The 17055-nt window shown below is 33.1% G+C and carries 14 protein-coding genes and 1 riboswitch; of the genes, 12 read left to right on the top strand and 2 right to left on the bottom strand.

Annotated features, from left to right (window positions below; genetic code table 11):
* Window positions 1-4 precede the first annotated feature (4 nt).
* From LJ207_RS08985 to LJ207_RS08965, 5 genes are all read left to right on the top strand, one after another.
* Window positions 5-1669 carry a glycoside hydrolase family 13 protein gene (locus LJ207_RS08985; protein WP_229346161.1) on the top strand — a complete coding sequence of 555 codons (1665 nt, stop codon included), beginning with the start codon at window positions 5-7 and terminating at the stop codon, window positions 1667-1669.
* A 47-nt stretch (window positions 1670-1716) separates the two neighbouring features.
* A riboswitch (molybdenum cofactor riboswitch) is annotated at window positions 1717-1841 on the top strand.
* An 88-nt stretch (window positions 1842-1929) separates the two neighbouring features.
* Entirely contained in the window at window positions 1930-2760 is an 831-nt protein-coding gene (locus tag LJ207_RS08980) for an ABC transporter substrate-binding protein (RefSeq protein ID WP_229346160.1), read from the top strand.
* Window positions 2761-2880: 120 nt separating this feature from the next.
* Window positions 2881-3585, top strand: coding sequence for an ABC transporter permease (locus tag LJ207_RS08975; RefSeq protein WP_229346159.1), 705 nt, complete (start codon window positions 2881-2883; stop codon window positions 3583-3585).
* Complete coding sequence (locus LJ207_RS08970; RefSeq protein ID WP_229346158.1) at window positions 3572-4303, top strand: ABC transporter ATP-binding protein; 732 nt, start codon at window positions 3572-3574, stop codon at window positions 4301-4303. The genes LJ207_RS08975 and LJ207_RS08970 overlap by 14 nt, the downstream gene beginning before the upstream one ends.
* A gap of 15 nt (window positions 4304-4318) precedes the next feature.
* Window positions 4319-5713: an amidohydrolase family protein gene (locus LJ207_RS08965; RefSeq protein ID WP_229346157.1), complete on the top strand. Its 1395-nt coding sequence runs from the start codon at window positions 4319-4321 to the stop codon at window positions 5711-5713.
* Window positions 5714-5718: 5 nt separating this feature from the next.
* On the opposite strand, the gene LJ207_RS08960 is transcribed toward LJ207_RS08965, so the two are convergent.
* Window positions 5719-6357, bottom strand: coding sequence for a redox-sensing transcriptional repressor Rex (locus LJ207_RS08960; RefSeq protein WP_229346156.1), 639 nt, complete (start codon window positions 6355-6357; stop codon window positions 5719-5721).
* 264 nt (window positions 6358-6621) lie between these two features.
* Between LJ207_RS08960 and LJ207_RS08955 the strand changes: the two genes are divergently transcribed.
* The 6 genes from LJ207_RS08955 (at window position 6622) to LJ207_RS08930 (ending at window position 13185) form a co-directional block, all read left to right on the top strand.
* Entirely contained in the window at window positions 6622-9063 is a 2442-nt protein-coding gene (locus LJ207_RS08955; RefSeq protein WP_229346155.1) for an ATP-binding protein, read from the top strand.
* 200 nt (window positions 9064-9263) lie between these two features.
* Complete coding sequence (locus LJ207_RS08950; RefSeq protein ID WP_229346154.1) at window positions 9264-9701, top strand: Hsp20/alpha crystallin family protein; 438 nt, start codon at window positions 9264-9266, stop codon at window positions 9699-9701.
* 186 nt (window positions 9702-9887) lie between these two features.
* Window positions 9888-10961 carry an alanine racemase gene (locus tag LJ207_RS08945; RefSeq protein WP_229346153.1) on the top strand — a complete coding sequence of 358 codons (1074 nt, stop codon included), beginning with the start codon at window positions 9888-9890 and terminating at the stop codon, window positions 10959-10961.
* A gap of 26 nt (window positions 10962-10987) precedes the next feature.
* Entirely contained in the window at window positions 10988-11911 is a 924-nt protein-coding gene (locus LJ207_RS08940) for a LysO family transporter (RefSeq protein WP_229346152.1), read from the top strand.
* 50 nt (window positions 11912-11961) lie between these two features.
* Window positions 11962-12447 carry a free L-methionine (R)-S-oxide reductase MsrC gene (locus LJ207_RS08935; RefSeq protein ID WP_229346151.1) on the top strand — a complete coding sequence of 162 codons (486 nt, stop codon included), beginning with the start codon at window positions 11962-11964 and terminating at the stop codon, window positions 12445-12447.
* Window positions 12448-12462: 15 nt separating this feature from the next.
* Window positions 12463-13185 carry an HAD family hydrolase gene (locus tag LJ207_RS08930; protein ID WP_229346150.1) on the top strand — a complete coding sequence of 241 codons (723 nt, stop codon included), beginning with the start codon at window positions 12463-12465 and terminating at the stop codon, window positions 13183-13185.
* A 68-nt stretch (window positions 13186-13253) separates the two neighbouring features.
* On the opposite strand, the gene LJ207_RS08925 is transcribed toward LJ207_RS08930, so the two are convergent.
* A complete protein-coding gene (locus LJ207_RS08925) occupies window positions 13254-15539 on the bottom strand; it encodes a family 65 glycosyl hydrolase domain-containing protein (protein ID WP_255666829.1) in 2286 nt (761 codons plus the stop codon).
* A gap of 268 nt (window positions 15540-15807) precedes the next feature.
* On the opposite strand from LJ207_RS08925, the gene LJ207_RS08920 reads away from it, so the two are divergent.
* A complete protein-coding gene (locus LJ207_RS08920) occupies window positions 15808-16878 on the top strand; it encodes a glycerol dehydrogenase (protein WP_229346148.1) in 1071 nt (356 codons plus the stop codon).
* The last annotated feature ends 177 nt before the right edge of the window (window positions 16879-17055 follow it).

The raw sequence follows: 17055 nt of genomic DNA, 5'->3' as shown, positions 1-17055 counted from the left end.
TTAAATGGAGAAACAGTGGTGGAAAGAAGCAGTAGTATATCAAATTTATCCCAGGAGCTTTAATGATAGTAATGGTGATGGAATAGGAGATTTAAGAGGGATTATAGAAAAAATAGATTACCTTGAGCAGCTGGGTGTAGATGCAGTTTGGTTAAATCCAATCTATAAATCTCCCAATGATGATAATGGCTATGATATCAGTGATTACAGAGCCATTATGGATGAGTTTGGAACAATGGAAGATTTAGAAGAATTGATGTCACTTTTAAAAGCAAGGGATATGAAGATAATAATGGATTTAGTAATTAATCATACTTCTGATGAGCATTACTGGTTTAAAGAGTCAGCTAAAAGCAAAGATAACCCTTATCGTGATTATTATGTTTGGAAAGATGGCAAAAATGCTTCACCCCCAAATAATTGGAAGTCCTTTTTTGGTGGTTCAGTCTGGGAATATGATAAAAAAACAGATCAATATTATCTCCATTTATTTTCAAAAAAACAGCCTGATCTAAATTGGGAAAACAAAAAAGTGAGAGAAGAACTTTATGAGATGATAAACTGGTGGTTAGAAAAAGGTATAGATGGATTTAGACTTGATGTAATAAACCTTATTTCTAAAAACCAGGATTTTCCTGATGGCAAAGAAGGTGGGCTTTGTGGACACGAACATTTTGCAAATGGACCCAGAGTACACGAATTTATTCAAGAAATGGCCGAAAACACCTATAATAATTATGATGCTATGACAGTTGGAGAAACACCATTTGTAGATAAAGATGAAGCAATAAAATTTGTTAAAGAAGAACGGCAGGAATTCAGTATGATTATCCCCTTTGAACATGTTGAATTTGATAAAAAGGGAGCCTGGGAAAATATATCTCAGTGGGAGTTAAAAGAGCTCAAAGATTTAATGACAGAATGGCAGTATAAACTGCAGCAAAACAATGGCTGGACCAGCCTCTATTTTTGCAATCATGATCAGCCGAGAATTGTATCTCGCTATGGAGATGATGGTAAATACAGAAAAGAATCAGCCAAAATGCTCGGCACTCTGCTGCATACTTTAAGAGGAACCCCTTTTATTTATCAAGGTGAAGAAATAGGAATGACCAACATTAGTTTTAATTCCTTAGCTGATTTTGATGATATAGAAACCAGAGGCTATTTAAATGACCTCAAAGAAAAAGGTGAAATGAGCAAAGAAGAAATGCTGGAAATAGCCAATTATAGAAGTAGAGATAATGCTAGAACACCTATGCACTGGGATGACAGCAAATTCGCAGGCTTTAGTAATGTAGAACCCTGGATAAAAATGAATGATAATTATCCGGAAATTAATGTGGAAAAAGATCTGCAGTCTGAAGACTCAGTATTTAAATATTATCAGCAATTAATTGCTTTAAGAAAAGAGTACCCTGTATTTGTTTATGGTAAATATAAATTGTTATTAGAAGCTGATCCAAATGTCTACACTTATCTAAGAGAAGGGGAAGAAAATAATCTGCTTGTAATGCTTAATTTTAGTGATCAGCCGGTTAAAATTGATTTGCAAAATGAGCTTGAGATCGAAAATGCTGAGCTCTTATTGAACAATTATAATTATGAGCCAGAATTTAGCTTAGAACCTCAGCTTAAACCATATGAAGCAAGAATGTACCTTTTTTAACAAATAGCTTGACAAAAAGTTAAAATGATAATATTATTATATTTGCAATAATCAAAAAACTCCGAGTATATTTACCTGAGTAATTTAATATTATTATGGTAGATATACCGATAGGGTCAACCTGGAAACGGCTTGGCCTCCCGGAATGGAAAGGAGTATTTTTATGATAAATTATGATTTTTACTCCATTTTAACTACTTCCGGTTGAATTACTTAAAACTGGAAGTTATTTTTTTGGCTGAAAATTAAGGAGAATAATGATGAAAAAAAGATATTTTGCTTTATTTTTTATTCTGATAATTTTTCTTGTTTTGACTGGATCAGCTGCTGCTCAAGACAGGCTGATTCTGGCAACTACAACAAGCACAGAAAATTCCGGTTTATTAGATGAATTAATACCACCCTTTGAAGAAATTTTTGAGGTAAGGGTAGATGTAGTATCAGTTGGTACAGGGCAAGCTATAAGCTTGGGTGCAAATGGTGATGCTGACATTATCTTTGTTCATGCTCGTGAGGCTGAAGATGAATTTATTGAAGCTGGTTATGGTGTTAACCGCCGTGATGTAATGTATAATGATTTTGTAATTCTTGGTCCTCCTAATGACCCGGTAGGCATTTCTGAGCTTGAATCAGCTGTAGAGGCATTTTCAGCAATTGCAAATGCAGAAGCTGAATTTATTTCTCGGGGAGATGATTCAGGTACAAACAAAAAAGAATTATCTATTTGGGTAGAAGCAGGAGTAGATTTAACTGAGAGCTGGTATATAGAAGGGGGCCAGGGAATGGGAGCGAGTATTACTATGGCAGATGAGAGAGAAGCTTATATATTTGCCGATAGAGGGACTTTTTTGGCCTATAGTGGTGAAATAGATCTAGAAGTTTTAAACAGTGGAGATCCTGTGCTCTTTAATCCTTATGGTATAATACCGGTTAACCCTGCATATCATAGTCATGTAAATTATCCAATGGCAATGGCTTTTGTAGGTTTTGTCACTTCTCAAGCAGGTCAAAACATAATTAATAACTTTAGCAGCTATGGTGAACAATTATTTTATCCAGATGCTATTAGTTCAGAAAATCTCGTTGATTAAAATAAGATAAAGTAATATAATTAATAAGGTATTTGTCAGTTGAATAACTGGGTTTATCATAAAACTGATGAATACCTTTTTTGGTTTTAAAAAAGTATGTAATTGACAGGGGGATAAACTTTGAACTATTATAGCGAAGCATTTAGAGAAGCTTTTAATCTGATTATTACTCTGGATAGAGAACTGCTGAATGTTGTGGCTACATCACTCAGGCTTTCTACATCATCAACAATAATTGCTTCAACTATTGCAGTTCCTATGGCAGTAATAATCGCCAGAAAAGATTTTTCAGCAAAGAAATTTTTTAATGTAATTTTAAATACTCTCTTAAGCTTGCCAACTGTTGTTGTTGGTATATTTGTTTATTCATTAATTTCAAGAAGGGGTATTTTGGGGGAATACCAATTATTATTTAGCTCAACTGGAATTATTATGGGTCAAACTATTTTAATTTTACCTTTGATTACAGCCCTGGTTAGAAACACCATTTTTTCTTTAGATGAAAAACTCTATAAAACAGCTAAATCATTGGGGGCAACCAAAAAACAGCAGTTTAAATTACTGATCATGGAAGCTAGATACGGAATTATTGGAGCTGTTATTGCAGGTTTTGGAAGAGTTTTAGGAGAAATTGGGATTTCTATGATGTTAGGTGGTAATATTAGAGGTGTTACCAGAACAATGACAACTGCAATGGCACTAGAAACAAATAAAGGTAGATTCTCTTTTGCCCTAGCTTTGGGAATAATATTACTTATACTTTCTTTTACAATTAATTTTTTAGTATATTTTCTCCAGGAAGGAGAGCACTATGAACAGAGGTAATAAAATACTTAAGGTAGAAAATATTGATAAAAACATAAATAATAAACAGATTCTTCAAATAAGAAAATACTCTGTTATCAAAGGTAAATTCAATTTTATTATTGGTGCTAATGGCTCTGGTAAAACAAGTCTGCTCAATATTTTGAGCATGATAGATAATGATTATCAAGGGACAATATATTATAAAGGTAAAATAATTAGTAAAAAGGAAAGAAATTGTGAGTTGAGAAGAAGATTTTCGGTTATCTGGCAGGAACCTTACCTTTATAGAGGTAATGTATATCATAACATTGCCCTACCCCTTAAGTTAAGGGGGTTTAATAAAAAAATAATCCATAAAAAGGTAAAAAACATCAGTCAGAAAATAGAGATAGATGATTTGCTTGAACAGTCAGTTTATACACTTTCAGGTGGAGAAAGGCAAAAAGTTTCTATTGCTAGAGCACTGGTTACAGAACCTGAAATCTTATTTGTTGATGAGGCAACAACAAATTTAGATGAAGAAAGTATTAATTTTTTCAATTCCCATTTTGCTGATCTTGTCACTGAGGAAATGACTGTAGTAATGGTTAGTCATGATAGGAGACAGATAAAAGAGCTTGCAGATAGAATAGCATATCTAAAAAAAGGGAAAATTTTATCTTCACAAGCAAGAGAAGAATTTGATTTTAGCCAATTAGGAGCAGGAATTTGTAGTTCGATAGAAGAAATAGTTTAATAGGTGGTGGGCAAAATGGATAAATTACTATTAAAAAATGCTAAATTGATAGATGATAAAGGGATACATAATTCTGATTTGTTAATTGAAGGAGAAAAAATTGCTGCTGTTGAAGAGAGAGGATATTTTTCTCAATTAGAAAATGAAAACAAGATAAAAGCAATAGATTTAGAAGGGAAATATATATTCCCGGGAGTTATTGATGCCCACACTCATTATGCTTTACATTCTAGAGGGACTCTAAGTGCTGATGATTTTTATAAAGGCAGTATATCTGCAGCAGCAGGTGGAGTAACAACTATCATCGATTATATTGATTTCCCTCAAGATGCTGACTTTAAAAGGGCTTTTAAGGAACGGTGCAGAGAGGCAGAAGATTCTATTATAGATTACAGCTTTCATCAGGTTATAGAAGATTTTGATTCACATATTTCTAAAAAATTAGAAGATTTAAAAGAACTTGCTCTAGCAAGTATAAAGATATTTACCACCTATAAAAAGGAAGGTTATATCTTTGATAAAAATCTTTATGCTGAGCTTTTTGCCAGGCTTAAAGAATTAAAGCTTCTGCCGACAGTCCACGCAGAAGATGATGCTTTAATTGAGGATTTAGAAGCAGCTTATAAAAAAAGAGATCTTACTGAGCCTGCAGTTCATGCAGCAGTAAGACCTTCTTTGGCAGAAAAATTGGCAGTACTGGAGCTGGGGAAGGCTGCTTTAAAGGCAGATATACCTATTTATATAGTCCATCTATCTTCAGCTGCTGGGAATAAGGCAGTAAAAGAACTACGAAACAAAGGAACTGATATTTTTACAGAGACCGCTCCTCATTACTTGATGCTTGATAATGCTCTTTTAAAAGGTGAAAACCCCCAACTGTACTTTATGACCCCACCCCTGCGCAGCAGTTATGATAATCAAAAATTATGGGAGGCTGTCAGCAGCAATGAAATCCAAATTTTTGCTACAGATCACTGTGCCTTTACTAAAGAACAGAAATTCCAGTCAGAAAGTGCTTTTGATATTCTGCCGGGAATTCCAGGTACAGAAACCCTTTTACCTTTAATATATAGCTATGGTGTAGCTAGAAATTATATTTCGCTTGAAAAGATGGTTGAAATGTTAAGTGTAAATCCTGCCAAAATATTTGGCTTATATCCGCAAAAAGGCTCACTTGAATTGGGAAGTGATGCTGATTTAACAGTTTTCGATCCAGAACTGCAAAAAAAATTAACTGCAGAAAACTTGCATTCTGCAGCTGCTTATAGTCCATATAAAAATTTTGAAGTTAAGGGTTATCCTATTATAACAATTAGACGAGGGAAAATAATATTTAAAGATGAACTTAAAGCTGAAAAAGGAAGTGGAAATTTTGTTAAAGCTCATAGTTCCTCGCTTTTTAAGGAATAGTATTTTTAATTAAAATTTTGATTTATTTTGCAGGATAACTTGCAAAGCCCTTCATTTATATGTTGTTCTTCAAGCAAGATATTATTAGGAACTTTTAATGCTACTTCAGTAAAATCCCAAATTCCGATTACTCCAGCCTCAATTAAGAGCTCAGCCGTTTTTTGAGCTACCCCTTTGGGAACTGTTAATGCTGCAATATCAATTTTTTCTTCTTTTACAAAATCACACATTTCTTCAACGCTTCTTATTTTTATATCATCAAGAAAAAGCCCTATTAACTTAGGATTTTTATCAAAAACCCCTTTAAGTTTGTAGCCCCTTTCTTCATAACCTTTGTTATGGACTAAAGCCTGGCCCAGGTGGCCTGCTCCCACTATAATAAGGTTTTTGGGATGGTTGAAACCCATTATAATACTAAGCTCTTGTAAAAGACAATATATATCATAACCATAACTCTTTCGGCCAAAATTTCCAAAATAACTCAAATCTTTTCTAATTAGTGAGCTGCTGAAACCAGTCAGTTCTGCTAATTCCTCAGAAGAAATATATTCTTTTGCCCTATTTTTTAGTTTTTTGAGATGTTTATAGTAGATCGGCAGTCTTCTTATAATAATATTAGGAATATTTTCTGAGCGTTTATCCATGATAAAACTCCTCTTTAAAATACTTTGTTAAAAAAATAACTTTCTAATATCATTTTACCCTATTTCATATTATTTTTCAAATGCTATTTTAGCATAATTTTCTTGTGAAATACTATATTTATAATTAAAGTGAGCAAAGCAGAATAATAATTTAGTATAAGCAAAAAGGCAGGATTAAATAATTTTTTAAAGAACTAATATATATAAGCTAAAACTAAAGAATGAAAGCTGAACAGCTAATTTAATTTGCAGAGGAGGATTAAAATGGATAAATATAAAATCCCTATTTCTAAATTAGACTATAGCTATCAAGAAAGTGAACTTGATTTTAGTAGTACAGAAGAATTATCTCCTATTGATGAAAAAATTGTAGGTCAAAATCGGGCTGCTAAATCTCTGAGTTTTGGGATGAGAGTAGAAAAGAAAGGCTATAATATTTTTATGGCCGGTGAATCTGGAACTGGAAAATCAACCTATGCTGAAAATATTGCTGAAGAAAGATCAGCCGAAATGGGAAAACCCCAGGATATATTATATGTATATAACTTTTATGAATCAGAAAAAACTAGAGTAATGAAAGTTGAAGCTGGAACTGGTAGTGAACTTAAAACTGATCTGGAAAAAATAGTAGAAGAGTTGAAAGAAGAAATCCCTCGGGCTTTTGAGGGGGAAGAATATGATAAAGAAAGAAAAGAAATACTTAATGAATATCAACCTAAATCAAATAAGATTATGAAAGAGTTTGAAGCATCTGCAAAAGAAAGAGGTTTTATGCTGCAGAATACTTCACAGGGTTTGGTACCTGTGCCGATAGATGAAAATGGAGAGCCTCTCAGCAGAGAGGATTTTCAAGAAATGGATGATGAAAAAAGAGAAAAAATAAGAGAACGTAGTCAAGAAATCCAGAATGAGATTTCTCAGGTAATGCGAGAAATTAGATCTATCAAAGAAGAGGCTCAGGAGGAACTATCTGCACTTGAGAAAAAGATTGGTTTATCAGTTGTTCAACCAATAATCTGTCATCTTGAAGAAAAATACAGTGAATCAGAAGTTATAATTGATTATTTAGAGGAAGTACAGGAAGATATAGTAGATCATATAGATCGTTTTAGAAATGAAAATGATGAAAGTCAGTCAAGAAGTTTTTTGCCTATGCAAAGAGATGAAGATGGAGACTTTTTTAATCGCTATAAAATAAATGTTTTTGTTAATAACAGTAAAACTGAAGGTGCACCTGTTGTTTACGAAAAAAATCCAACTTATTATAATCTCTTCGGGAAAATTGAAGGCGGCAGTCAATTTGGTACAATAACTACCAACTTTACCATGATCAAAAGTGGTTCATTACACAGAGCAAATGGTGGTTTTTTAATTGTCCATGCTAAAGATCTTTTGCGTAATCCATTTTGCTGGGATACTTTAAAAAGGGCTTTAATAAATCAGGAAATTACTGTTGAAAACATCGGGGAACAGTATAGAAGTGTACCCATTATAACCTTAAAACCTGAAGCTGTTGAATTAGACCTTAAAGTGATAATGATTGGGACACCATATATATATTATCTACTCTATAATTTTGATGAAGAGTTTTCTGAATTATTTAAGATCAAAGCAGATTTTGATACTGTAATGGAAAGAAGCAAAGAAAATATTGAAAAATTTGCAGATTTTATTTCTTCAGTTATTAACCGTTATGAAATTAGAGAGTTTACTGCTGGAGCTATAGCTGCAATGATTGATTTCAGCTCCCGTTTGACTGGAGATAGGCAAAAACTATCTACTAAATTTAATGAAATAATAGAGATAATATTCGAAGCGGATGTTTGGACAGAACAGGCTGGTGAGGAAAGAGTAAAGGCAGAATATGTAAGAAAAGCTATTGAAGAAAAAGAAATGCGAGCAAATTTACTGGAAGAAAAGGTTCAAGAACAAATTGATAGAGATCATCTTTTACTTGATGTAAGTGGAGAAGAAATAGGTCAGATAAATGGTTTGTCAGTCCATCAGGCAGGGAATTATACATTTGGTCGACCAGCCAGAATTACAGCTCGGACCTATCTTGGTAAAGAGGGAGTAATTAATATAGAAAGAGAAGCTAAGATGAGTGGTAGGATACACAGTAAAGGAGTAATGATATTAACTGGCTATTTAGGTGGTAAATATGCTCAGGATTATCCTCTCAGTCTAACAGCTTCAGTTGCTTTTGAACAAAGTTATGGTGGAGTTGATGGTGATAGTGCAACCTGTGCAGAAGTTGTAGCCTTACTTTCTTCTCTCTCTGGAATTGGTGTTAGACAGGATATTGCCATTACAGGTTCTATGAATCAAAAAGGTGTTGTCCAGCCAATTGGTGGAGTGAATGAAAAGATAGAAGGATTTTTCAAGGTTTGTGAATCCAAAGGGTTAACCGGTCAACAAGGGGTAATAATTCCTAAACGTAATCTTGATAATCTAATGTTAGGTGATGATATTATTGAGGCAGTTAAAGATGATATTTTCCAGCTATATGTGGTAGAAGATATTGATGAAGTTTTAGAAATCATGCTGGGCAAAGCTGCAGAAACTATTCATACTGCTGTGCAGGAAAAACTGCAGCATTATGCAGAACTAGAAGCAGATAATTATGGAGCTGAATCTGAAGCAGAAGAAGAGGAAAATGAAGCAAAAAAAGCAAATGAAGAAGATGATGAAGATAAGAAAAATTGAAGAAAAATATTTGATTAATTAAGGTCAAAAATAGCAGATTTATTGCGATTGGAGCATCTAATCTGCTCTAATAAGCTATAAAAAGCTATAATGATTAAAAATGAGCTTTGATTATTTTTGACCTTCTCTGACTTTAATCCTATAATATAAGTAGAATGAAGATGTAAAATGATCATATAAAAAATACCGGAGGTGGTTTTATGTTTGATTTAGTACCATTTAGAAACCGCAAGCGTAGAAGTGTTGCTGAGCGTGATGATGATCCATTTAACATGGTTTCAGGACTATTTAGTGATGTGATGGATTTTGCTGATCGTAGTTTCAGAGCTGATATTAAAGAAACCGATGATAAATATATCATCGAAGCTGAAATGCCTGGTATTAAAAAAGATGATATTGAGCTAGAGCTTGATGATGATTATCTCACAATTTCTGTGGATCACACAGAAGAAGAAAAAGAAGAAAATGAAAACTATATTCGCCGTGAAAGAAGACATGGCAGATATGCTCGCAGTTTCTATCTAGAAAATGTGAAGCAGGATGAAATTACCGCAGAATATAATGATGGTATTTTGACTATTGATCTGCCAAAAGTAGAGAAAAAAGTTGTTAAAAAGCGGACAATAGATATCAATTAACTCTGCAGAGATAAAAGTTTTATAAAATCAAATATAAGTCATTAATTGAGTACCCGGCAGTTTACTGCCGGGTTATATTTTTAGTTGAGTAATATAATATTGCGTTTTTTTGTGAAATTACTGTATAAAATCTCTTAAATATGATATAAATTATAATAGATAATAAATAATTTAGGGGGTATTTAATTGAGCTTTCCTGTTATTGATATATATATAAATAAAATAGAAGAAAACGCGGTACAAATGCAAAAGATGTTAAAAGAAAAAAATATTGATTTAACAGCAGTTGTTAAAGGTTTTGCTGGGGATTTAAAAGTTTTTAAGGCTTTTCAAAATGCTGCTGTCAATAGTATTGCTGATTCTAGACTGCAGAACATAAAAAAATATAGGGAGGCAGGCTATCAGGGTGAGATAATGATGCTCAGAATACCTATGCCTTCTGAGCTTGAAGAAGCGGTAAAATATATTGATACGACTTTGCTCAGTGAGATCAAAACTGCTAGAGCAGCTGCTGAAGCTGCAGTTAAAGCAAATAAAGAAATCAAAGTAATAATTATGGTAGATTTAGGTGATCGAAGAGAGGGTGTATTAGCTGAAAATTTGCAAAAACTTGCAGCAGAGATAATAAAATTGGATGGACTTAAATTAGATGGGATCGGAACTAATTTGGGTTGTTTTGCTGGGGTGTTGCCAGATGAAAATAATACTAAAAAATTAATTGAATTAAAACATGATTTAGAAGAAGAGTTTTCGCTTAAATTAAATAGAATTTCTGCCGGCAATACTGCTACAACTATCTTGTTAAATAATCATGATTTGAGCTCTAAAATTAATAATTTAAGAATAGGTGAGGGTATTTTGCTTGGCACAGATATTATTAATGAGCGTCTTTTTAAGGATTTAAATCATTATAATTTTCGCTTGCGGGCAGAAATAATTGAATTACAGGCTAAACCATCTAATCCAGAAGGTGAAATGGCTTTTGATGGTAAAGGTAGAAATCAGATCTTAAAAGACAAAGGGCTTAGAAAAAGGGCAATTGCAGCTGTTGGTAAACAGGATATTGATTATCATGGTTTATATCCTCTTGATAAAGGCATAGAAGTGCTAGGAGCAAGCAGTGATCATTTAATATTAGATCTAACAGATTTGAAAAAAGAATTAGCTGTGGGAGATATTATAACTTTCAAAATGAATTATAGTGCTATGTTAAGAGCGATGACTTCTGCTTATGTTGAGAAAAATTATCTTTATAAATAATTTGCTTTAATTTTGGGGGGATATTCTTGGATTTTTATCTGATTTTATTTTTTTTATTCAGCGGTATATTTTTGGGATGGAAGATAAATAAGGATAATTATTTTCTCAAATTGTCTGATAAAATTACTAAATTAGGTTTAGTAATTCTTTTAGCTGCAATGGGTGCAGATCTAGGTAGTAATGAAGAAATCTTTAGGCAGCTGGGTCAGATAGGACTACAGGCATTATTATTTGCTATTTTCACTATAATATTCAGTGTTTTATTACTTTATTTTTTTGCTAAATTAATTCTTGTAAAAGGGTTGACTTCAGGCACCAAAAAGCAAGTTGATAATCCAGAAGGTGGAGGCAATATAACTTTTTTAATCTTTTTTTCTGTAATCATGGGGATAATAATTGGGCGCTTTTGGCTTCAAGCAGAATTTCATAGTATTTTAGCACCTCTAATAAATTATTCGCTTGCCTTATTATTATTTGGGGTTGGAGTTGATATTGGAGCCAGCAGAGAAATACTGGCAGATCTTAAAGTGCTGGGGTGGAAGATTTTAGCAATACCTTTTTTGATCGCTGTAGGGACTTTAATCGGCTCTGTGTTAATTGGTTTCTTGCTTGGTTTTGCTGTAGGAGAATCAGCTGCAGTTGGTTCTGGATTTGGCTGGTATAGTCTTTCGGGGGTGTTGATTTCAAATTTGCATGGGCCTGAACTAGGATCATTAGCTTTTTTGACCAATGTCTTTAGAGAACTCTTAACTGTTATTTTAATTCCTGTTATCGCCAAATACATGGGTGGTTTAGCAGCAATTGCACCTGGAGGAGCAACTACCATGGATGTAACCTTACCCTTAATCAAGGAAGCTGGTGGAGAAGCAGTTGTAATTCCTGCTTTTATTAGTGGAGCTGTTCTCTCAACCTTAGTTCCAATTTTAGTACCATTTTTTTTGAATTTATAATTTAGCTGCTGAAAAATAATTTTTCTAAATTTCCTGGAGGAGTTGAAGATATGAATAAGCAAGAAGAAAAATTAAAAGAAATGAATAAGGCTTTTCAAGCTTTATTAGAATCTGAAGATGATTGGCTGGCAAATCTAGCCAACAGTACTGCTGTATTATCACAATTTATGACTGATATTAATTGGGCAGGTTATTACATCTGGAAAAATGAACAACTAATTTTGGGTCCATTTCAGGGTAAAACAGCCTGTGTAAGAATTGATGAAGATAAAGGAGTCTGTGGTAAGGCCTTTAGTCAACGCAAAATTTTGCTGGTCAAGGATGTTAGTAAATTCCCCGACCACATAGTTTGTGATCCTGCTTCAAAATCAGAAATAGTACTGCCTATAATTGTTGCAGGAGAAGCCATTGCAGTCCTGGATATCGATAGTCCTAAACTTGCTCGTTTTGGAGAGTTGGAAAGAAAGTATTTAATAGAATTTACTGATATACTTATTGAGAATACTAATTTTTTACCCTTAATAGAGAAATTTTAATTGGAGGTCTTAAATGTGTTAAAAAGCAGAGACAGATATTTATTTGACTTAGATGGAACTTTATTAACAATTGATATAGATGAATTTTTAAATCGCTATTTTGCAGCTTTATCAGCAGAATTTAGTGATCTATATTCTGATCAGCAGGAATTTATCGCTAATCTGATGGATTCAACCCATAAAATGATCAAGAATAATGGTCAAAAAAGCAATGAAGAGGTATTTATGGAAGATTTTTTAGCTCATTTAAATGAAGCTGATCGGGAAGCAATAAAAGGCCGCTTCCATGATTTTTACCAAAATGTCTTCCCTAGCTTAAAAAAAGATTTTGAATTAGATAGCCAGACTCCAGCTAATATTATTTCATATTTAAAAGCTAAAAATAAAAGTCTTGTTTTAGCGACTAATCCTCTCTTCCCTCGTCAGGCAGTAATTGAGAGATTGAATTGGGCAGGTTTGGCAGCCGAAGACTTTGATTTAATAACCAGCTATGAAAACATGAGTTATGCAAAACCAAATCCTAATTATTATCAGGAAATACTTGAAAAAATAGATGCAGAGCCTGATCAATGCTTGATGATAGGTAATGATATGACAGAAGATGCTGCAGCTCAAAAGCTTGGTATTCCTACTTTAATAATTAATAATCATTTGATTGAAAATGAAAGTAAAGAAGCTGATCTATTCTGGCAGGGTAGTTTAAAAGAGTTTTACGACTTAATAAAAAAGGAACTTTAATAAAAAAGGTTGTAATTAATTTCTGATAAAAATTTTAATTACAACCTTTTGCTAATTTATATTTAATTTTACTTTTCAATTATTAATTTTTGCTCAGCTGATAACTGATATTCTTCAGCATAAACTTTAAGCGTCAACTTTTTACCTGCTTCAAGTTCAAAGATTATTTTTTCTTTATTAACCTCAACCTTAATTCTTCTTCCTCTAAAAATGATCATAAAATCATAGGATTCCCATGCTTTTGGTAAAAAGGGTCTAAATTGCAGCTGAGAATCTTTAACCTCATAGCCAGCAAAGCCTTTAACTATTGACATCCAGGTTCCGGCCATACTTGTAATGTGGAGGCCATCATCTGTATCATAATTATAATTATCAAGATCCAGTCTGGCAGTTCTGAGATAAAGCTGATAAGCTTTTTCCTTTCTCCCAATTTCTGCCGCTATAATTGAATAAATACAGGGTGATAAGGATGATTCATGAACTGTTCGTGGTTCATAAAAATCAAAATGTCTTTCCATACTAGCTTGATCAAATTCATCTTCAAAATAATACACTCCCTGGAGAACATCAGCCTGCTTGATATAGGGAGAACGAAGAATTTTATCCCAGGACCAGTTTTTATGGAGGGGAATATCTTCTTCTTTTAAATCAGAAACCAGTTTTTGTTCTTTGTCCAAATAACCATCCTGTTGAGCATAAATATCATAGTCGTCTAAATAGGGATAGTACATTTTTTCTATCATATCCTGCCAGAGCTGATAATCCTCTTCACTTAGCTGCAGCTTGTCTACTAATTCTTGATATCTTTCTGGATAATTATTTTTTAGATATTCTTTATTTTCTAAGGTATATTTGAGGGTCCAGACAGCTATTTTATTGGTATACCAATTATTATTAATATTATTTTCATATTCATTGGGACCGGTAACTCCGATGATCATATATTTATCTTTGCGGGGATTAAAATGAGCTCTATCAGCCCAAAAACGAGAGATTTCTGCTAAAACTTCAAAACCATAATCTTTGATATATTCCTGGTCACCTGTGTAATCAATATAATCTTTGATTGCATGAGCAATTGCTCCATTACGATGAATCTCTTCAAATGTAATTTCCCATTCATTATGACATTCTTCACCATTGATAGTCACCATTGGATAGAGAGCACCTTTAAGCCCAAGTTTATCGGCATTTTCTATAGCCTTCTCCAGATGTTTATATCTATATATTAGGAGATTTTTTGCAACCTCCTGGCTGTGAGTTGCTAAATAAAATGGCAAACAATAAGCTTCTGTATCCCAATAAGTTAAACCACCATATTTTTCACCTGTAAAGCCCTTAGGACCAATATTCAAGCGGGGATCATGGCCTGTATAAGTTTGGTTTAGGTGAAAAATATTAAATCGAATTCCCTGCTGAGCTTCCAGATCACCTTCGATTTTAATATCACTTTCCTGCCAAATTTTGGCCCAGGCCTTTTTATGCTCAGCAAAGAGCTTTTGATAACCATCAGCAGCTGCTGACTTAACTTTCTCTAAAGCTTGATCATTAACTAAATCTTTTTTATAATCTCTGCTTGTACAAAGAGCTATATATTTTTTAAGCTCCACTGTTTCGCCTTTTTCTATCTTTAAAGTTATAATATCCGCAATATAATTTTTTTCTTTAATTTTTTTCAGCTCTTGATATTCTTTATTTACTTCCCATTTCATAGCAGTACTGACTTTAAAATTCGATTTTTTAGTTTTCATACTTAATAATGACTGCTGCTCATTATTTATTTCTTCTTCACCTTTCCAGAAAAAATCGCCATAATTGGCATCTTCATTTTTTACATTCCCATCTAGATAAGGCTTTAATTCTAGCTTATGTTTTCCACTAAGAGCTTTAATTGAATAGTTAATTGCAGCTATTTCTTTATTTTTTTGATTTAAAAATCTTTTTTCGATAATTTCTAGTTCTTGATTATTAATATTAACAATAAAAGATCTTTTTAAATATGCTTCTTTCATATTTAAAACCCTTTTAAAAGAACTAAACTCAACTTGATTTAAATCAATTACAGTATCATCTATTTTTAGATCAATACCAATAAAATTTGTTGCATTTGCTATTTTGGCAAAATATTCAGGATAACCATTTTTCCACCAACCAACAATAGTCTTATCAGGATAATAGACACCTGCAATATATGTTCCCTGGAGGCTGTCTCCACTATATTTTTCAGCAAAATTGCCCCTTAAGCCCATATGTCCATTACCAAGGCTCATTATACTTTCGGTAACTCTATTATAATCTTTATCAAAACCCTCTTCAATAACTTGCCAAGCATCTACTTTATAGTATTTTTTCAAATTAAACACCTACCTTTGAAAAGATTATATCAAAAATAACTATTTAATAAAAGCATTTACAAATTATAAGTAGAAATCGAAAAAAATTGCTTTTCTACAACAAAATAACTAAAAATTACCATCACAATTAAATTCTGTTTTCCAATAGTGATTTTTTGTCCAATTTTTAAAAAAAATTGTTTTGAGGCAGGAATAGAAGGATAAATCTTTAATTTATGTTAATGAGAAAGAGTTTGTGAAAAATAATTCAATTAAGGAGTGGTTATTTATGGCAAGAGTATTACAGTCTCCAGGAAAGTATGTTCAGGGGAAAAATGTCATTGCTGAAATGGCAGATTATCTTCAGGATTTTGGAGAAAAAGTTCTGGTGATTGCTGATCCAGTTGTAGATGAATTATTTTCGGAAGAACTAGAATCAGGCTTAGAAGGAAAAGATGTTGTAATGAAAGAATTTAATGGTGAGTGTTCTAAGCTCGAAATCGATAGGCTTCAAGCTGTTGCTGAAGCTGAAGCAGTAGAAATGGTTATTGGAGTTGGTGGTGGTAAAACTTTAGATACTGCTAAAGCAGTAGCTTATTATGCAGAGCTTCCGGTAGTGATTGTACCAACAATAGCTGCAACTGATGCACCTTGTAGTGCTTTATCAGTAATTTATACAGAAGAGGGAGTATTTGAAGAATATCTCTTCTTACCCAAAAACCCTGATGTTGTAATTATTGATACTCAAATTGTAGCCGATGCTCCAGTTAGATTTTTAGTTTCTGGGATGGGTGATGCACTAGCAACTTACTTTGAAGCAGCTGCCTGTGATCAAACCAAAGCTCCGACAATTGCTGGTGGAAGCCAGACAATGACAGCTGTTAGTCTTGCTAGATTAAGTTATGACACACTACTCAAATATGGTAAATCTGCTAAGTCAGCTGCAGAAGCAGGTGTAGTTACTGAAGCCTTAGAAAAAGTTGTAGAAGCAAATACTTTATTAAGTGGTTTAGGTTTTGAAAGTGGAGGCTTAGCTGCAGCGCATGCAATTCACAATGGTTTAACCGTATTAGAAGAAACCCACAGCAATACACATGGTGAGAAAGTAGCTTTTGCTACTATCGTCCAGATGGTTTTAGAAGATAGAGATCCTGTAGAAATAGAACAGGTTATTGCTTTTTGCAAAACCGTTGGGCTTCCAACAAAATTAGCTGATCTCGGTGTAACTGATGTAAAAGAAGACAAGATTTTAGAGGTTGCTAAAGCAAGTACAGCTGAAGGTGAAACAATCCATAATATGCCATTTGAAGTAGATGCAGAAATGGTTAAAGATGCTATTTTAGCTGCTAATAATCTCTAAAAAGAATCTTTAATAAAATAATTTAGAAATGAAAACCCGCAAGTATTTCTTTCTGCTTGCGGGATTTTATTTTTAATAAGCAACACTCCTTGGGATGATTGTTAGTGTAAAATTACTTTTGGAGATTCAAAACTGAATCATAAAAAAAATAGAAAGAAGACTCCCTTTTTGATAAAA

Source organism: Halanaerobium polyolivorans, assembly GCF_020711195.1.
GTDB classification, from domain to species: Bacteria; Bacillota; Halanaerobiia; order Halanaerobiales; family Halanaerobiaceae; genus Halanaerobium; species Halanaerobium polyolivorans.
Note: the sequence above shows the minus strand (reverse complement) of the source record. Positions and strands in the feature narration are given on the sequence as shown.

Coding starts and splice junctions, on each gene's coding strand:
- LJ207_RS08985 (WP_229346161.1), top strand. CDS start 5: ATGGAGAAACAGTGGTGGAAAGAAGCAGTAGTATATCAAATTTATCCC.
- LJ207_RS08980 (WP_229346160.1), top strand. CDS start 1,930: ATGAAAAAAAGATATTTTGCTTTATTTTTTATTCTGATAATTTTTCTT.
- LJ207_RS08970 (WP_229346158.1), top strand. CDS start 3,572: ATGAACAGAGGTAATAAAATACTTAAGGTAGAAAATATTGATAAAAAC.
- LJ207_RS08965 (WP_229346157.1), top strand. CDS start 4,319: ATGGATAAATTACTATTAAAAAATGCTAAATTGATAGATGATAAAGGG.
- LJ207_RS08960 (WP_229346156.1), bottom strand. CDS start 6,357: ATGGATAAACGCTCAGAAAATATTCCTAATATTATTATAAGAAGACTG.
- LJ207_RS08955 (WP_229346155.1), top strand. CDS start 6,622: ATGGATAAATATAAAATCCCTATTTCTAAATTAGACTATAGCTATCAA.
- LJ207_RS08950 (WP_229346154.1), top strand. CDS start 9,264: ATGTTTGATTTAGTACCATTTAGAAACCGCAAGCGTAGAAGTGTTGCT.
- LJ207_RS08935 (WP_229346151.1), top strand. CDS start 11,962: ATGAATAAGCAAGAAGAAAAATTAAAAGAAATGAATAAGGCTTTTCAA.
- LJ207_RS08920 (WP_229346148.1), top strand. CDS start 15,808: ATGGCAAGAGTATTACAGTCTCCAGGAAAGTATGTTCAGGGGAAAAAT.